General features: G+C 75.3%; 7 protein-coding genes. 4 read left to right on the forward strand and 3 right to left on the reverse strand.

Going from position 1 to position 14,632, the window contains the following annotated elements; translation table 11 throughout:
- Positions 1–40 precede the first annotated feature (40 nt).
- From LUZ64_RS15705 to LUZ64_RS15715, 3 genes are all read right to left on the reverse strand, one after another.
- Positions 41–3,613 carry an ATP-dependent helicase gene (locus LUZ64_RS15705; RefSeq protein ID WP_232390250.1) on the reverse strand — a complete coding sequence of 1,191 codons (3,573 nt, stop codon included), beginning with the start codon at positions 3,611–3,613 and terminating at the stop codon, positions 41–43.
- 44 nt (positions 3,614–3,657) lie between these two features.
- Complete coding sequence (locus LUZ64_RS15710) at positions 3,658–7,335, reverse strand: UvrD-helicase domain-containing protein (protein WP_095582150.1); 3,678 nt, start codon at positions 7,333–7,335, stop codon at positions 3,658–3,660.
- 230 nt (positions 7,336–7,565) lie between these two features.
- Positions 7,566–7,952: an MGMT family protein gene (locus LUZ64_RS15715; RefSeq protein WP_276522576.1), complete on the reverse strand. Its 387-nt coding sequence runs from the start codon at positions 7,950–7,952 to the stop codon at positions 7,566–7,568.
- A gap of 186 nt (positions 7,953–8,138) precedes the next feature.
- Here LUZ64_RS15715 and LUZ64_RS15720 point away from each other — a divergent pair, with 186 nt between their 5' ends.
- The 4 genes from LUZ64_RS15720 (at position 8,139) to LUZ64_RS15735 (ending at position 14,460) form a co-directional block, all read left to right on the forward strand.
- Positions 8,139–10,904 carry a lysylphosphatidylglycerol synthase transmembrane domain-containing protein gene (locus LUZ64_RS15720; RefSeq protein ID WP_095582148.1) on the forward strand — a complete coding sequence of 922 codons (2,766 nt, stop codon included), beginning with the start codon at positions 8,139–8,141 and terminating at the stop codon, positions 10,902–10,904.
- 379 nt (positions 10,905–11,283) lie between these two features.
- Positions 11,284–11,679, forward strand: coding sequence for a TOBE domain-containing protein (locus LUZ64_RS15725; RefSeq protein WP_095582147.1), 396 nt, complete (start codon positions 11,284–11,286; stop codon positions 11,677–11,679).
- Positions 11,680–11,692: 13 nt separating this feature from the next.
- A complete protein-coding gene (gene modA, locus LUZ64_RS15730) occupies positions 11,693–12,469 on the forward strand; it encodes a molybdate ABC transporter substrate-binding protein (protein WP_095582146.1) in 777 nt (258 codons plus the stop codon).
- The gene (locus LUZ64_RS15735) at positions 12,466–14,460 is read left to right on the forward strand and encodes an ABC transporter permease (RefSeq protein ID WP_232390251.1); all 1,995 of its coding nucleotides are present in this window, start codon (positions 12,466–12,468) and stop codon (positions 14,458–14,460) included. Before modA ends, LUZ64_RS15735 begins: the two co-directional genes overlap by 4 nt.
- The last annotated feature ends 172 nt before the right edge of the window (positions 14,461–14,632 follow it).

Here is a 14,632-nt window from a genome sequence, read left to right on the forward strand (position 1 = left end):
AGCCTATCCGGACACGCGGCGTGACCATGACCGGGCTTGGTCACATCCGCTCCCCGAGCAGGAGTTCCTCCAGGCGGGCCCGGTCGGGGAGGCCGGCGGGGTGGACCGTCTCGCCGTCGCGCACGTAGACGAAGGCGGCGGTGACCGACGACAGGGGCAGACCGTGGAGCTCGGCCCAGGCGACGCGGTAGATCGCGAGCTGGAGGGGGTCCGCGTCCTGGGTGCGGCCGGTCTTCCAGTCGACGATCTCGAAGGTGTCGCCCTCGGGGCCGCGCTCGCGGTAGACGGCGTCAATGCGGCCGCGGATCACTCGGCCCGAGAGGGTGAGCTGGAAGGGCACCTCCACGCGGTAAGGGGCGCGGCGGGCGTACGGGGTGCGCTCGAACGCCTCCTTGAGCGCGGCGAGGTCCCGCTCGTCGGTGATCTCCTGACCGGGCCCGTCGTACGCGTCGTCGTCGGCGCCCGGCAGTTCGTCGGGGCCGAGCAGGGGCAGCGGCAGCGCCTCGAAGCGGGACTCGACCCAGGCGTGGAAGCGGGTGCCGCGGCGCGCGGCGGGCTGCGGCGGCCGGGGCATGGGCCGGGCCAGCTCGCGCGCGAAGCCGTCCGGGTCGGCGGCGAGGCGGACCAGCTGGGTGGCGCTGAGGGACGACGGCAGGGCCACGTCGCGCACGCGCGCGCGTGCCCGGCGCAGCTCGCCGGCGAGGGCGTCCAGGTCGCGGTCCCAGGAGCCGGCCAGCCGGGCCTCCTCGGGTGTCAGGGAGCCCCCCGCGGGCGGGCGGGGCGGCTGGGGCGGTGCCTGCCGGGGGGCGGGCAGCACGACGTCCGGAGCGGCCACGGGCTCGGGCGACGCGGTCCCGGAGACCGGAACGGCGGGCGGCACCAGGCCCGGTGCGGCGGCGGGCGGGGGCACCACGGCATCCGGTGCGGCCGTGGGCTCGGGCCGGACGGTCGTCAGAGCGTCCCAGTCGGCGAGCTCCGGCTCTTCCTCGAAGGGCTCGAAGGGCTCGAAAGGCTCGAAGGAGGCGTGCTCCTCGCCCTCCGGGTCGTCCTCGGGCGGGGGCGGCCACTCGGGGTCGTGGACGGGCCCCGTCACGCTCGGCCACTCCTCCCGCGGCTCGGCCAGGCGGTCGAGGTGGGCCAGGACGGCGGCGGCGGCCTCCTTACGGCGGGCGAAGGACGCCGGGTCCAGGGGCAGCGGCCAGGAGCGGTCCGTGTCCGGCTCGTCCAGGGCGGGGTTCTCCGCGCCCTCCTCCGGGGCGTCGGCCCAGATCTCGATCTCGCCGTGGCCCGCCTCGCAGTGCGCGCGCAGGGCCTCCAGGAAGGCGGACGGGCCGCGGGGCTTCTTCTGGCTGGGGCCCCACCAGTGGCCGGAGCCCAGGAGCAGCGACCGGGGCCGGGTGAAGGTGACGTAGCCGAGGCGGAGCTCCTCGATCCGCTGGTGTTCCTTCATGGCGGCCTTGAAGGCGGTCACGCCCTTGGCGTCCCAGCCGCCCTGCCCGGCCTCGGGCAGGGTGTCGGCGTCGCCGCGCAGGGCGTGCGGGAGGACCCTGGCCTGGGCCGTCCAGGACTCGCGGGCCTGCTCGCTGGGGAACGTCCTGGTCACCAGTCCGGGGACGGCGACCACGTCCCACTCCAGGCCCTTGGACTTGTGGGCGGTGAGGACCTTGACGGTGTTCTCGCCGCCGGGCAGGGAGCTGTCGAGTCCCTTCTCGTACTGCGCGGCGGTGCGCAGGAAGCCGAGGAAGGCCAGGAGCGTGGCCTCGCCGTCGACGGCGGCGAAGCCCGCGGCGATGTCCAGGAACTGCGCGAGGGTCTCGCGGCGGCGGGCGGCCAGGGCGTGCGGCGACGCCGAGAGCTCGACCTCCAGGCCGGTGGTGGCGAGCACCCGGTGGAGGACGTCCATGAGCGGGTCGGCCAGCGAGCGCCGCAGGTCGCGCAGCTCCGCGGCGAGCCGGGCGAAGCGGACGCGGGCCTCGGCCGAGAACGGCAGGCCGTCGTCGGCGCCGTCGGCCGTGAGAAAGGTGTCGAGGGCGTCGGCGAGGGAGATCACCTCGGCGGGGTCGACGCCTTCGACGGCTTCGGCGAGCCGGCGGTCGGGGTCGGATCCCGTGCTGCCGTAAGGCACGAGCGTACGGGCGCGGCGGCCGAGCAGGGCGAGGTCGCGGGCGCCGATCCGCCAGCGCGGGCCGGTCAGGAGCCGGACGAGCGCGGCGTTGGCCGTGGGGTCCTGGAGCACCTCGCAGACGGCGACGAGGTCGGCGATCTCGGGCAGGTGCAGCAGGCCGGAGAGGCCGACGACCTCGACGGGAAGGTCGCGCGCGACGAGCGCGGCCTGGATCTGCGCGAAGTCCGTGGCGGTGCGGCACAGGACGGCGATGTCGCCGGGGCGGGTGCCCGTGCGCACCAGGTGCGCGAGGGAGCCGGCGAGCCAGTCGAGCTCCTCGGCGTGGGTGGGCAGCAGGGCGCAGCGCACCACGCCCTCCCGCTCGGCGCCGGGGGCGGGCCGCAGCGCCTCGACGCCCTCGTGGCGGGCGCGGAGCTCGGCGGCCAGGCCGTTGGCCAGGTCGAGGAGGCGGCCGCCGCTGCGGCGGTTCTCGCTGAGCGCGAACCGCTGGGCGGGGCGGCCGTCGGCGTACGGGAAGTGGAGCGGGAAGTCGTCGAGGTTGGCCACGGAGGCGCCGCGCCAGCCGTAGATGGCCTGGCAGGGGTCTCCGACGGCGGTGACGGCGTGGCCGGTGCCGCCGCCGAAGAGGCCGGAGAGCAGGAGCCGCTGGGCGACGGAGGTGTCCTGGTACTCGTCGAGGAGGACGACGGCGAACTGCTCGCGCAGGATGCGGCCCACCTCGGGGCGGGTGAGGGCGAGCTCGGCGGAGCGGGCGATCTGGTCGCCGAAGTCCAGGAGGTCGCGCCGGGACTTCTCCCGGCGGTAGGCCTCCACCAGCTCCAGGAGTTCGAGGCGGGCGCGGGCGGCCTCGGGGATCTTGCGCAGGTCGGCGTTGGAGAGCCGGGCGCCCTCCAGGGAGGCCAGCAGCGCGGTGTCGTGGGCGCGGAGCTCCTCGGGCCGTACGAGGTGCTCGGCGAGCTCTCCGTCGAGGGCGAGGAGGTCGGGGACGAGGTCGCCGAAGGAGCGGGTGAGCGCCGGGTAGGGGCCGGGCGAGGTGCGCAGGACCCGGGCGGCGAGCTGGAAGCGGGTGGCGTCGGCGAGGAGGCGGGTGCCGGGCTCCAGGCCGATGCGCAGGCCGTGCTCCTTGAGGAGGCGCCCGGCGAAGGCGTGGTAGGTGGAGATCTGGGGGTCGCCGGGTGCCTGGTCGGGGTCGGCGGGGACGTCGGAGCCGGTGACGCCCGCCTCGGCGAGGGCCTTGCGCACCCGCTCGGACAGCTCGCCCGCCGCCTTGTTGGTGAACGTCAGGCCGAGGACCTGCTCGGGGGCGACCTGGCCGGTGCCGACCAGCCAGACCACCCGGGCGGCCATGACCGTGGTCTTGCCGGACCCGGCGCCGGCCACGATGACCTGCGGGGCGGGCGGCGCGGTGATGCAGGCCGTCTGCTCCGGGGTGAACGGGATGCCGAGGAGCTCCTTGAGCTGCTCGGGGTCGGTCAGGCGCGGGGTCACGGCATCCACGCTAACGGGCGCCACCGACAGCCGGTCATCGCGCGTCATTCGACGATCTGCCGGCCCTCGGGGCGGGCGGAGCAGGACGCGCGGAAGGAGCAGTGGGCGCAGTGCTGGCCGGGGCGCGGGGAGAAACGCTCCTCCAGGACCCGCCCGGCCGCCTCGGCGAGCAGGTCGCCGATCCATTCGCCGTCACCGACCGGCTGCTGCGCCTGCACCTTGGGGACGGTGTCCCCGCCGTCCCGCTTCGCGGCGCCCTGCCGGAGCTGGACGAGCTCGGCGCCGCCCGCCGCGGGCCGGGCGCCCGCGAAGAGGTCGTCGACGGCGCCGTGCTCGACGGCGAGCTGGTAGACGGCCAGCTGCGGATGGCGTTCGACGTCGCCCGCGGACACCGGGCTCTTGCCGGTCTTGAAGTCGACGACGTAGGCGCGGCCGTGCCGGTCGGCCTCCACGCGGTCCATGGAGCCCCGGATGCGCACCAGGTGGTCGGCGGCCTTCAGGGTCACGTCGAAGGAGTGCTCGGTCGCGACGGCCGCCCGGCCGCCGCGCTCCATGACGTGCCAGCGCAGGAAGCGCTCCAGGGCCGCGCGGGCGTTCTCCTTCTCCTGCGTGGACTTCCAGGGGGCGTCGAAGGCGAGCGCGTCCCACACCGAGTCGAGGCGCTCCATCAGGACGGCGAGGTCGGCCGGGGTGCGGCCGGAGGCGACCTCGTCGGCGAGGACGTGCACGACGTTGCCGAACCCCTGGGCGGCCGTGGCCGGGGCGTCGGCCTTCACCTCCCGGCCGAGGAACCACTGGAGCGAGCAGGAGCCCGGGCCGCCCGCGAGCTGGCCGAGGGCCGAGCCGGACAGCGCGAGGGGGTGGTCGCGGTCCCGCAGCGGCACCTCGCTGTGCGTGGGCTCGTTCAGGCCCCACCAGCGGTCGGGGTGGGCGGACGGTACGAGCGGCTGGCCCTCGTCGTCGCGCAGCGCGGCCAGCCGGGCGAGCCGTTCGGCGGCGGCGGCGCGCAGGGCGTCCGAGGCGGCGGGGTCGACGGTGGTGGCCCGCAGCTCGGCCACCAGGGCCGCCACGGCCAGGGGGCGGCGGGGGCGCTGGGTGACGTCGACGGGCTCGGTGCCCAGCTCGGCGAGGAACCGCGACGGCTGGTCGCCGTCCTCGGCCGCCGCCTTGACGGCGGTGACGACCAGGCGGTCGCGGGCGCGGGTGGCGGCCACGTAGAACAGGCGGCGCTCCTCGGCGAGGAGCGCGCCGGGGCTGAGCGGTTCGGCGAGGCCGTCCCGCCCGATGCGGTCGGCCTCCAGGAGCGAGCCGCGGCGCCGCAGGTCGGGCCAGAGACCTTCCTGGACGCCCGCGACGACGACGAGCCGCCACTCCAGGCCCTTGGAGCGGTGTGCGGTCATCAGCCTTACGGCGTCGGGGCGCACGGCTTTGCGCGTAAGGACGTCGGCCGCTATGTCCTGGGCCTCCAGTTCGTCCAGGAAGTTCAGGGCGCCCCGGCCGCCGGTACGGTCCTCCGCGCGCGCGGCGGTCTCGAACAGCGCGCACACGGCGTCCAGGTCGCGGTCGGCGTTGCGGCCGGCGGCACCGCCGCGGTGCGCGGCGCCCTGCAGGCGGTCGGGCCAGCGGGTGCCGTTCCAGAGCGCCCAGAGGGCTTCCTCGGCGGTGCCGCCGGCCGCGAGGATCTCGCGGACGCGCCGCAGCAGCTTGCCGAGCACCTGGGCGCCCCGCGCGTACGAGCGCGCGTGCGCGGCGAGCCGCTCGGGCTCCGCGAGGGCCTCGGCGATGAGCACGTCGGACGGCCGGGGCACCTCGGCGCCGGCGGCCCGCTCCTCCTCCCGGAGCGCCCGCCCGAGCCGCCGCAGGTCGGCGCCGTCCATCCCGCCGAGCGGGGAGGTGAGCAGGGCGAGCGCGGTCTCGGCGTCGAGCCAGGACGTCCCGGCGTCATCCGCCGGCACGTCTTCTCCGGGGGCCGGGTGGTCGGCGCCGGGGGCGCCCGGGCCACCGGAGGCATCCGAGAATTCCGGAACCGGCATACCGGCAGCGCTGTCCACGCCGCCCTCCCCAGGAGTCCCCCCGGGGGCGTGGGCCGCGCCCGTGTCCTGGGCCTGGGCATCCCGGCCCGGCCCGTAGGCGCCACGGCCGGCCGGTGCCTGGACGCCGGCGGTGTCGGCACCGGTGTCGGCACCCGCCGGAGCAGCCTCGCCATGAGCGTCGGCGATCACCGCGCCAGGTGCCCCGGGAGTCGCAGTGCGTGCCGCGCCCCGCGCGTCGCCGGCCGCCGGCTCCTCCTCACCCGCCCCGGGAACCGCCCCTTCGGGCGCCCCCGTGGGCGCCCCCGCCTCGGCGACCGCGCGCAAGGCCGTCAGCAAGGGGGCCACCGCCGGTTCGTGGCGCAGGGGGATGTCGTCGCCGTCCGTCTCGACGGGGACGCCCGCCGAGGTCAGGGCGCGGCGGAGGGCCGGCAGGGAGCGGGCGCCGGCGCGGACGAGGACCGCCATGCCGTGCCAGGGGACGCCGTCCTCCAGGTGGGCGCGGCGCAGGATGTCGGCGATGTTGTCGACCTCGGCGCCGGCGGTCGGGTAGGTGTACGCCTCCACCCGGCCGCCCTCGCGCACGGCGGCGAGCTCCCGGTGGGCGCGTACCGCCCGGGCGGGGAGGCGGGTGAGGGGCATACGGGCGGTGAGCAGCCGGGTGGCCGCGAGGACGTGCGCGGCGGAGCGGCGCGAGGTGGTCAGCACCTCGACGGGCGCGGGCGTGCCGTCGCGGCGCGGGAAGGCGTCGGGGAACTCGAGGATGCCGTTGACGTCGGCGCCGCGGAAGGCGTAGATCGACTGGTCCGGGTCGCCGAAGGCGATCAGCGTCCGGCCGCCGCCCGCGAGCGCGCGCAGCAGCCGCGCCTGGGCGGCGTCGGTGTCCTGGTACTCGTCGACGAAGACGGCGTCGTAGCGCAGGGCGAGGTCCGCGGCGACCTCGGCCCGTTCGGCGAGCAGGACGGCGCGGTGGACGAGCTCGGCGTAGTCGAGCACGCCCCGGGCGTCGAGGACGTCCAGGTACTCCGCGAGGAAGGACGCGGCGGCGGCCCAGTCGGGCCGGCCGGTGCGGTGGGCGAAGTCACCGAGGGCGCCGGGGCCGAGCCCGAGCTCGCGGCTGCGGGCGAGGACGGCGCGGACCTCGTCGGCGAACCCGCGGGTGGTCAGGCAGGCCCGCAGCTCGTCGGGCCAGGTCACACGGGCGCGCCCGGCCCGCTCCAGCTCGGCCTGGCCGGCGAGCAGCTCGCGCACGACGGTGTCCTGCTCGGGGCCGGACAGCAGGCGCAGCGGGTCGATGAAGAGGTCCACGTCCTGGTGGGCGCGGACGAGGGCGTAGCAGTACGAGTGGAAGGTCGTCGCCCGGGGCCCCTGGACGCCGCCGAGGCGGCCCAGCCGGTCGGCCATCCGGTCGCGCAGCTCGACGGCGGCCTTGCGGCTGAAGGTCAGCACGAGGATCCGCTCCGGGTCGGTGCCCCGCCGCACCCGCTCCGCGACCGCCTCGACCAGCGTCGTCGTCTTCCCCGTGCCGGGTCCGGCGAGGACCAGCAGCGGCCCGTCCCCGTGGTCAACCACCGCGCGCTGGCGTGCGTCCAGCTCAGGAGGGGCCGAGGGGCCCGGCCGGGTGCGGACGAGCCGGTACGTACCCGTGGGGTGCGACGGGCGGGTCGCGCCGGGCGGAAGGGAGGAGCTCACGTGGGTTGCCGGTCCTGGTGGGGGTGCGGAGGGTCGTGCGTCGGTGGGTGCCGGAGGTCCGGGCGGGGGACCTGGGAATGACGGCGACCACCGACGCTACGCCAGCCGGCCGCCGGGGCGCAGGGTGTCCGTGGAGCCGGGGTACGGCTGTCGGGGCCTCACCCGTTCGGGTCAGCCCTTGGGGGGAGCGGCCACGGAGTGGTCCCGCGACACCCGGGCGGCGGATCCTGTCAGGTGTGAGGAGTCACATCGGGGTCGCCGTCCCACCGGGCCCGCGCCATGGCGAGCCGGGGCAGGTGTCCCCCGGCGGACCGGCCGGCCTCCCGCAGCGGGGTGCCCTCCTCGCGGTAGTGGTCGAGTGCCCGCAGCTCGTGGCCCGGCAGCAGGGCGCCGTCGGCGCGCACCACGCGCCACCACGGCACCGCGCCGCCGTAGAGCGCCATGACCCGGCCGACCTGCCGGGGTCCCCCTTCGCCCAGCCACTCGGCGACGTCCCCGTAGGTCATCACCCGGCCGGGCGGAATCAGCTCGGCGACGGCCAGCACCCGCTCCGCGTACTCGGGCAGCTCGCCGGGCGCTCCGGAGGCGCTGTCGCCCGCTCGCACGTCCTCGCTCATCCGGCCCATACTGCCGCACGGCACGGACAGCGCACGGTCCACGGGCCCCTACCGGGACCCCGCGAAGATCACCCAGAGTGCGTCTTCGCACTACAGGGCGTACGATCCGGAGTCCGCGCCCCCGAAATGCACCCTGATGCCCCCTCGCCCGGCGGGGCCATGCCACCATCTTCCGGGCGGTGACTGGTGATACGAGACCAAGAAGAGAAGACGGACCGGCAGCAGGGCGCGGGACCTCGGGAAGAGGCCGGCGCCCCCGGAGAGCTGCCCGCGTCCGGCGACGGCCCCGGAGCGGATCCTTCCGCCACGGGCAAGCCGGCCGGTGACGACGCGTACGCCTGCGAGGGCGGGGAGGCGAACATCGACCGGGTCTCCGGCGACGAGCCCCTGCTGCCCGCCCGTGTGCACCGCCCCGTCGACCTGGTGCGGCTTTTCCTCGGCATCGTCGGCATCGCCCTCGTCCTCGCCCTCGCGGCCTTCGCCCACGGCACCACCACGGGCCTGGAAGAGGACATCAAGGACAGCACGGGCCGGGCGCCGCAGCTGCTGGCGAACTTCGCCGGGCTGGCCGCCAACATCGCGATCTTCATCGTCCCGGTGGCCTTCGCCATCGAACGGCTGATCAAGCGGGACGGGCTGCGGATCGCCGACGGCGTGCTCGCCGCGGTCCTGGCGCACGGCGTCTCGCTCGCCACCGACCTGTGGGTGGCGAGAACGGCGCCCGACTCGATCCGCGACGCCCTCACCCAGCCCGCGCCCACGGGCGGGCTCACCGACCCGGTGCACGGCTATCTGGCCCCCGTGATCGCCTATATGACGGCCGTCGGCATGTCCCGGCGCCCGCGCTGGCGGGTCGCGATGTGGGCCGTCCTGCTCCTGGACGCCTTCGCGGTGCTGGTCAACGGCTACACCACGCCGTTCTCGATCGTCACCACCGTGCTGATCGGCTGGACCGTCGCCTACGGCACCCTCTACGCCGTCGGCTCCCCGAACGTCCGGCCCACGGGCCGGCACCTCCTCGCCGGCCTGCGCCGCGTCGGCTTCAAGCCGGTCACCGCGCTGCGCACCGAGGACAGCGCCGACACGGTGGGCGGCGAGCAGCCCCACGACCGGGGCAGGCGGTACATCGTCACCTTGGAGGACGGCCCGCCCCTGGACGTCACGGTCGTCGACCGCGAGCAGCAGGCGCAGGGCTTCTTCTACCGGGTCTGGCAGCGTCTCGCGCTGCGCGGCATCACCCAGCGGCGCAGCCTCCAGTCCCTGCGCCAGGCCCTCGAACAGGAGGCGCTGCTCGCCTACGCGGCCATCGCCGCCGGCGCCAACGCCCCCAAGCTGATCGCCACCTCCGAGCTGGGCCCGGACGCCGTCATGCTCGTCTACGAGCACATCGGCGGCCGCGCCCTGGGCGCCGTGCCCACCGAGGAGATCACCGACGAGCTCATGGCGGGCGCCTGGCGGCAGGTGCAGGCCCTCCAGTCGCGCCGGATCGCCCACCGCAGGCTGGACGGCGACGCCCTCCTGGTGGATCGTTCCGGCAATGTCGTCCTGACCGACCTGCGCGGCGGCGAGATCGCCGCCGGCGACCTGGTGCTGCGCATGGACGTGGCCCAGCTGCTCGTCACCCTGGGCCTGCGGGTCGGGGCGGAGCGGGCGGTGGCCACCGGCGTGGAGGTCCTCGGCCCCGACGCGGTCGCCGACAGCCTTCCGCTGCTCCAGCCCCTGGCGCTGACCCGCGTCAGCCGGGCGACGCTCCGGCAGCTGGCCCGGGAGCGGGCCCAGCGGGAGCGGGAGACGGTGCTGGAGGCCGCGCGCCTGGCCAAGGAGGCCAAGGCCGAGCAGGCCGCCTCCGGCCCGGCCCCGGCCACCGAGGCGGTCAGCGACCGCAAGACGCTCAAGGCCGAGCGGCAGGCGGAGAAGAAGGCCATCGACGAGGCCCTGGAGGAGGCGCGCGAGGAGGACCTCCTCGCGCAGATCCGCCGCCAGGTCCTGCTGATCCGCCCGCAGGCGCCGATAGAGCCGGTCCGCCTGGAGCGGATCAAGCCCCGCACGCTGATCAGCTTCGTGGCCGGCGCCTTCGCCGCGTACTTCCTGCTCTCGCAGCTGACGCACGTGAAGTTCGGCGACCTCGTCGACAAGGCCAACTGGGCGTGGGTGGCGGTGGCCGTGGGCTTCCAGGCCCTCACCTACGTGGCCGCGGCGCTGAGCCTGCTCGGCTTCGTGCCCGAGAAGGTGACCTTCGGCAGGACGGTCCTCGCCCAGGTGGCGGGCTCCTTCGTCAAGCTGGTGGCCCCGGCCGCGGTGGGCGGCGTCGCGCTCAACACCCGCTTCCTCCAGCGCGCGGGCGTCCGGCCCGGCCTGGCGGTGGCGAGCGTCGGCGCGTCCCAGCTCTTCGGCCTGGCCTGCCACATCATGCTGCTGCTGTCCTTCGGCTACGTCACGGGCACCGAGCGCAGCTCGTCGATCGGCCCGTCCCGGACGGTGATCGGCGGCCTGCTGACCGCGGCGGTGCTGGTCCTCGTCGTGGCCGCCATCCCGGTCCTGCGGAAGTTCGTCTCGACCCGGGTGCGGTCGCTGTTCGCGGGCGTCGTGCCGCGCATGCTGGACGTGCTCCAGCGGCCGCAGAAGCTCTTCGCCGGCATCGGCGGCATGCTCCTGCTGACCGCCGCGAACGTGATGTGCCTCGACGCCGCGATCCGCGCCTTCGGCGGCGAGCTGAGCTACGCGAGCATCGCCGTCGTCTATCTGACGGCCAACGCCCTGGGGTCGGCGGCGCCGACGCCGGGCGGTGTCGGCGCGGTGGAGTTCGCTCTGACGGGTGCGCTGACGTTCGCGGGGCTGCCGGCGGAGCAGGCGGCGCCGGCGGTGCTGTTGTTCCGGTTGATGACGTTGTGGCTGCCGGTGTTGCCGGGGTGGATCTCTTTCACGCATCTGACGCGCAAGGGAGCGATCTAGGCAGGCTGCTGCCCCTGCACGGGGGGGCCGCTGCGCGGGGCTTTGTCCCCGGCCCCGCCCCTTCCCGCTGCATCCGATGTGCGGCTCCGCCGCGTGGCGGGGCTCCGCCCCGGACCCCGGTCCTCAAAGGCCGGACGGGCTGAGTTGTCGCCCGGAACCGGGCGAATTCAGCCCGGCCGGCGTTTGAGGCCACCGCGCGGCGGCGCGGAAGGGGGTCCGGGGACTTGCCCCCCGGTTTCGGGAAGGGGCGGGTAGGGGAAAGGTCCCGCGCAGCGGCACCGGACCGACGCGCCCCGCCCTGCCCCGCCAGCCGCACATACGGCACCCACCAAGCCCCTCTCCTTGCATCTGCGGGCCGCATGGCCATACCGTGCCGCACATGCAAGCCTCCTACTCCATCGGCCGAGCCGCCCGCCTCCTCGGTGTCAGTCCCGATACCGTGCGCCGGTGGGCCGACGCGGGGCGGATACCCACGCGGCGGGACGAAGCGGGCAAGCGGATCGTCGAGGGGACGGATCTCGCCGCGTTCTCCGTGGCGCTCGCCGCCGAGGGGAGCGGTGAGGAGGCCGCGTACACCTCCGCGCGCAACGCCTTTCCCGGGATCATCACGGCCGTGAAGCTCGGTGACGTCGCCGCGCAGGTCGAGATCCAGGCCGGGCCCCACCGGCTCGTCTCACTGCTCACCCGGGAGGCCGTGGAGGAGCTGGGGCTGGCCGTCGGGATGGAGGCCGTGGCCCGGGTGAAGGCCACCAACGTGCACATCGACCGCGCCTGAACCGGAGAACCCGATGCCCCGCACCCGCCACCTCGCCCTGCCCGCCCTCGTGACGGCCGCCGCCCTGTCCCTCGCAGGCTGCGGCGACGACAAGAAGGACAACGCCGAAGGGTCCGCCAAGAACGGGACGACCCTCACCGTCCTCGCCGCCGCGTCCCTCACCGACGTCTTCAAGCAGGCCGGAGCGGCGTACGAGAAGGCGCACCCCGGCACGACCGTGAAGTTCTCCTTCGCCGGGTCGCAGGAGCTCGCCTCCCAGGTCCGCCAGGGCGTGCCCGCCGACGCCCTCGTCACCGCGGACGCCAAGACCATGGACGGGCTGCGGACGGAGACCGGCACGCCCACGGTCATCGCGAAGAACCGGCTGACCATCGCCACCGCCAAGGACAACCCCAAGGGCGTCAAGGGACTCTCCGACCTCTCCCGCGACGAGCTCAAGGTCGTGCTCGCCGCACCCGAGGTGCCGGTGGGCCGGTACAGCAAGAAGGTCCTCGACCAGCAGCACGTCACCGTCAAGCCGGTGTCCCAGGAGCCGAACGTCCGCGCCGTCCTCAGCAAGGTCTCGCTGGGCGAGGCCGACGCCGGGATCGTCTACCTCACCGACGCCGCCGCGGCCAGGGGCAAGGTCTCCACGGTCACCGTGCCCGACGCCCAGAACGCCGTCGCCTCCTACCCCGCCGCCACCCTCAAGGGTTCCGCGCACACCAAGGAGGCGGGCGACTTCGTGAAGTGGCTGAGCACGGACGAGGCGCAGAAGCTGCTCCGCGACGCGGGCTTCCAGCAGCCGTGAGAAGCGGCCCGCGCCAGGGGCGCACTCCCCTGGCGCTCGGGCTGCCGGCCGCGCTGGCCGTCGCCTTCCTTTTCCTCCCCCTCCTGGGCATCCTCGTCCGCACCCCATGGGCCACCCTGCCGTCCCGCCTGGGCTCGCGCGAGGTCACCGAGGCGCTGGGGCTGTCCCTTCTCGTCTCCGGCTGGGCCCTCCTGCTGGCCCTCCTCCTGGGTGTCCCCCTGGCGTGGACGCTGGCCCGCCGGGACTTCCCCGGCAAGGCGCTGGTGCGCAGCCTGGTGATGCTCCCGATGGTCCTGCCGCCGACCGTGGCGGGCGTGGCACTGCTCCAGGGCTTCGGCCGGCGCGGTGTGCTGGGCCCGTGGCTGGAATCCTGGTTCGGCGTCACCCTGCCGTTCTCGACGGCGGGGGCGGTCGTGGCCTCGGCGTTCGTGTCCATGCCGTTCCTGGTCATCAGCCTGGAAGGCGCGCTGGCGGGCCTCCACCCACGCTACGAGGAAACCGCGACGACGCTGGGCGCGACGCCCCTCAGGGTCTTCCGCACCGTCACCCTCCCGATGATCGCCCCCGGCCTCGTGGCCGGAGCGGCGCTCAGCTGGGCCCGCGCCCTGGGCGAGTTCGGCGCGACGATCACCTTCGCGGGCAACCTCCCGGGCACCACCCAGACCCTCCCCCTCCAGGTCTACCTGCTCCTCCAGGACGACCCGGAAGGGGCGACGGCGGTATCGCTGCTCCTCCTGGCGATCGCGACGGCGGTCCTCATGGCGCTACGAGGCCGGTGGCTGGGCAGCGGCCGGCAGCAGGACGGCGGCGGAAGGGGGCGGGGCGGGGAGGGCTCCGGAGAGGGCGTAAAGCGTGATTTGCGGCGACTTTCGGGGTTCTTCGCTCCTGTGACAGGGGCCGTAAATCATGCAGCCCCGGAGGACCCTCCCCGCCCCGCCCCCGACCCCACCCCGCACCCGCTGAGCACCACGGTCACAGGCGCGACCACCACCCGCATCGAAGCCGAACCGGGCACCACCATCGCCGTAGTAGGCCCCAACGGCGCGGGAAAGACCACCCTCCTCAGAGCACTCCTGGGCCTCACAGACCGAGCGAGCGCCCACGAACTCCTCCTCGGGAACACCGACGCCTCCCGCAAGCCGCCGCACACCCGGCACATCTCCTGGGTCCCCCAGGACGGCGCCCTTTTCCCCCACCTGAGCGCCCTCGCCAACACCGCCTACGGCCTCCGCGCCCAGGGCGTCCCCCGCGCCGAGGCCCACCGCGAGGCCCGGCGCTGGCTCGACCGGCTGGACGTGGGCGGACTCGCGCGACGCCGCCCCGGCAGCCTCAGCGGCGGCCAGGCCCAGCGCGTCGCCCTGGCCCGCGCCCTCGCCGCCCGCCCCCGGCTGCTACTCCTGGACGAGCCGCTGGCCGCGCTCGATCAGTCGACCCGGGCGCACGTCCGGCACACCCTGCGCACCCACCTCGCCGACTTCCCGGGCGTCTGCCTGCTCGTCACCCACGACCCCGTGGAAGCCGTGTCGCTGGCCGACCGCGTCCTCGTCCTGGAGGACGGCCGCACGGTGCAGTACGCGACGCCCGCCGAGCTGACCCGCCACCCCCGCTCCCCCTGGGTCGCCCGGATGCTGGGCCGGAACGCGTGGCCGGGGAAGTCCACGGGCGACGGCACCGTCGCGCTGAACGGCGGCACGAGCCTCGTCACCGCGGAACCCGGCCCCGAGGCCCCGGGCCCCGGCCTGGCGGTCGTCGGCCCGGAAGCGGTGTCCCTGCACACCACCCGCCCCACCGGCGGCAGCCCCCGGAACGTCTGGCCCGGCACGATCCGCGAGATCACCGCACAGGGCGCCCGGCTGCGCGTCCTCGTGGCCGGAGAGCCCGACGTGGTCGCGGAGGTCACCCCTCCGGCCGCGGCCGACCTCGGGCTGGCGGAGGGCGTAAAGGTCTGGGTGAGCGTGAAGGCGACAGAGGTCACGTTCGTACCGCTGTAAGGACGCAGGATCCGCACCACCGTAAGGCGACAGGTTCGCACCGCCGCAAGGCGCCAGGTTCGCACCACCGCAAGGCGCCAGGTTCACACCACCGCAAGGCGGCGGATTCGCACCGCCGTAAGGGCAAAAAAAACAAACCTCAGCACCCCGAATCGCCCCCGCGTGACCCGAA

Origin of the sequence: Streptomyces albireticuli (genome assembly GCF_021228125.1) — a bacterium.
GTDB lineage: Bacteria > Actinomycetota > Actinomycetes > Streptomycetales > Streptomycetaceae > Streptomyces > Streptomyces albireticuli.

Excerpts from the sequence above, each read along its gene's own strand:
- LUZ64_RS15715 (WP_276522576.1), bottom strand. The coding sequence starts at position 7,952 with ATGAGCGAGGACGTGCGAGCGGGCGACAGCGCCTCCGGAGCGCCCGGC.
- LUZ64_RS15725 (WP_095582147.1), top strand. The coding sequence starts at position 11,284 with ATGCAAGCCTCCTACTCCATCGGCCGAGCCGCCCGCCTCCTCGGTGTC.
- modA (WP_095582146.1), top strand. The coding sequence starts at position 11,693 with ATGCCCCGCACCCGCCACCTCGCCCTGCCCGCCCTCGTGACGGCCGCC.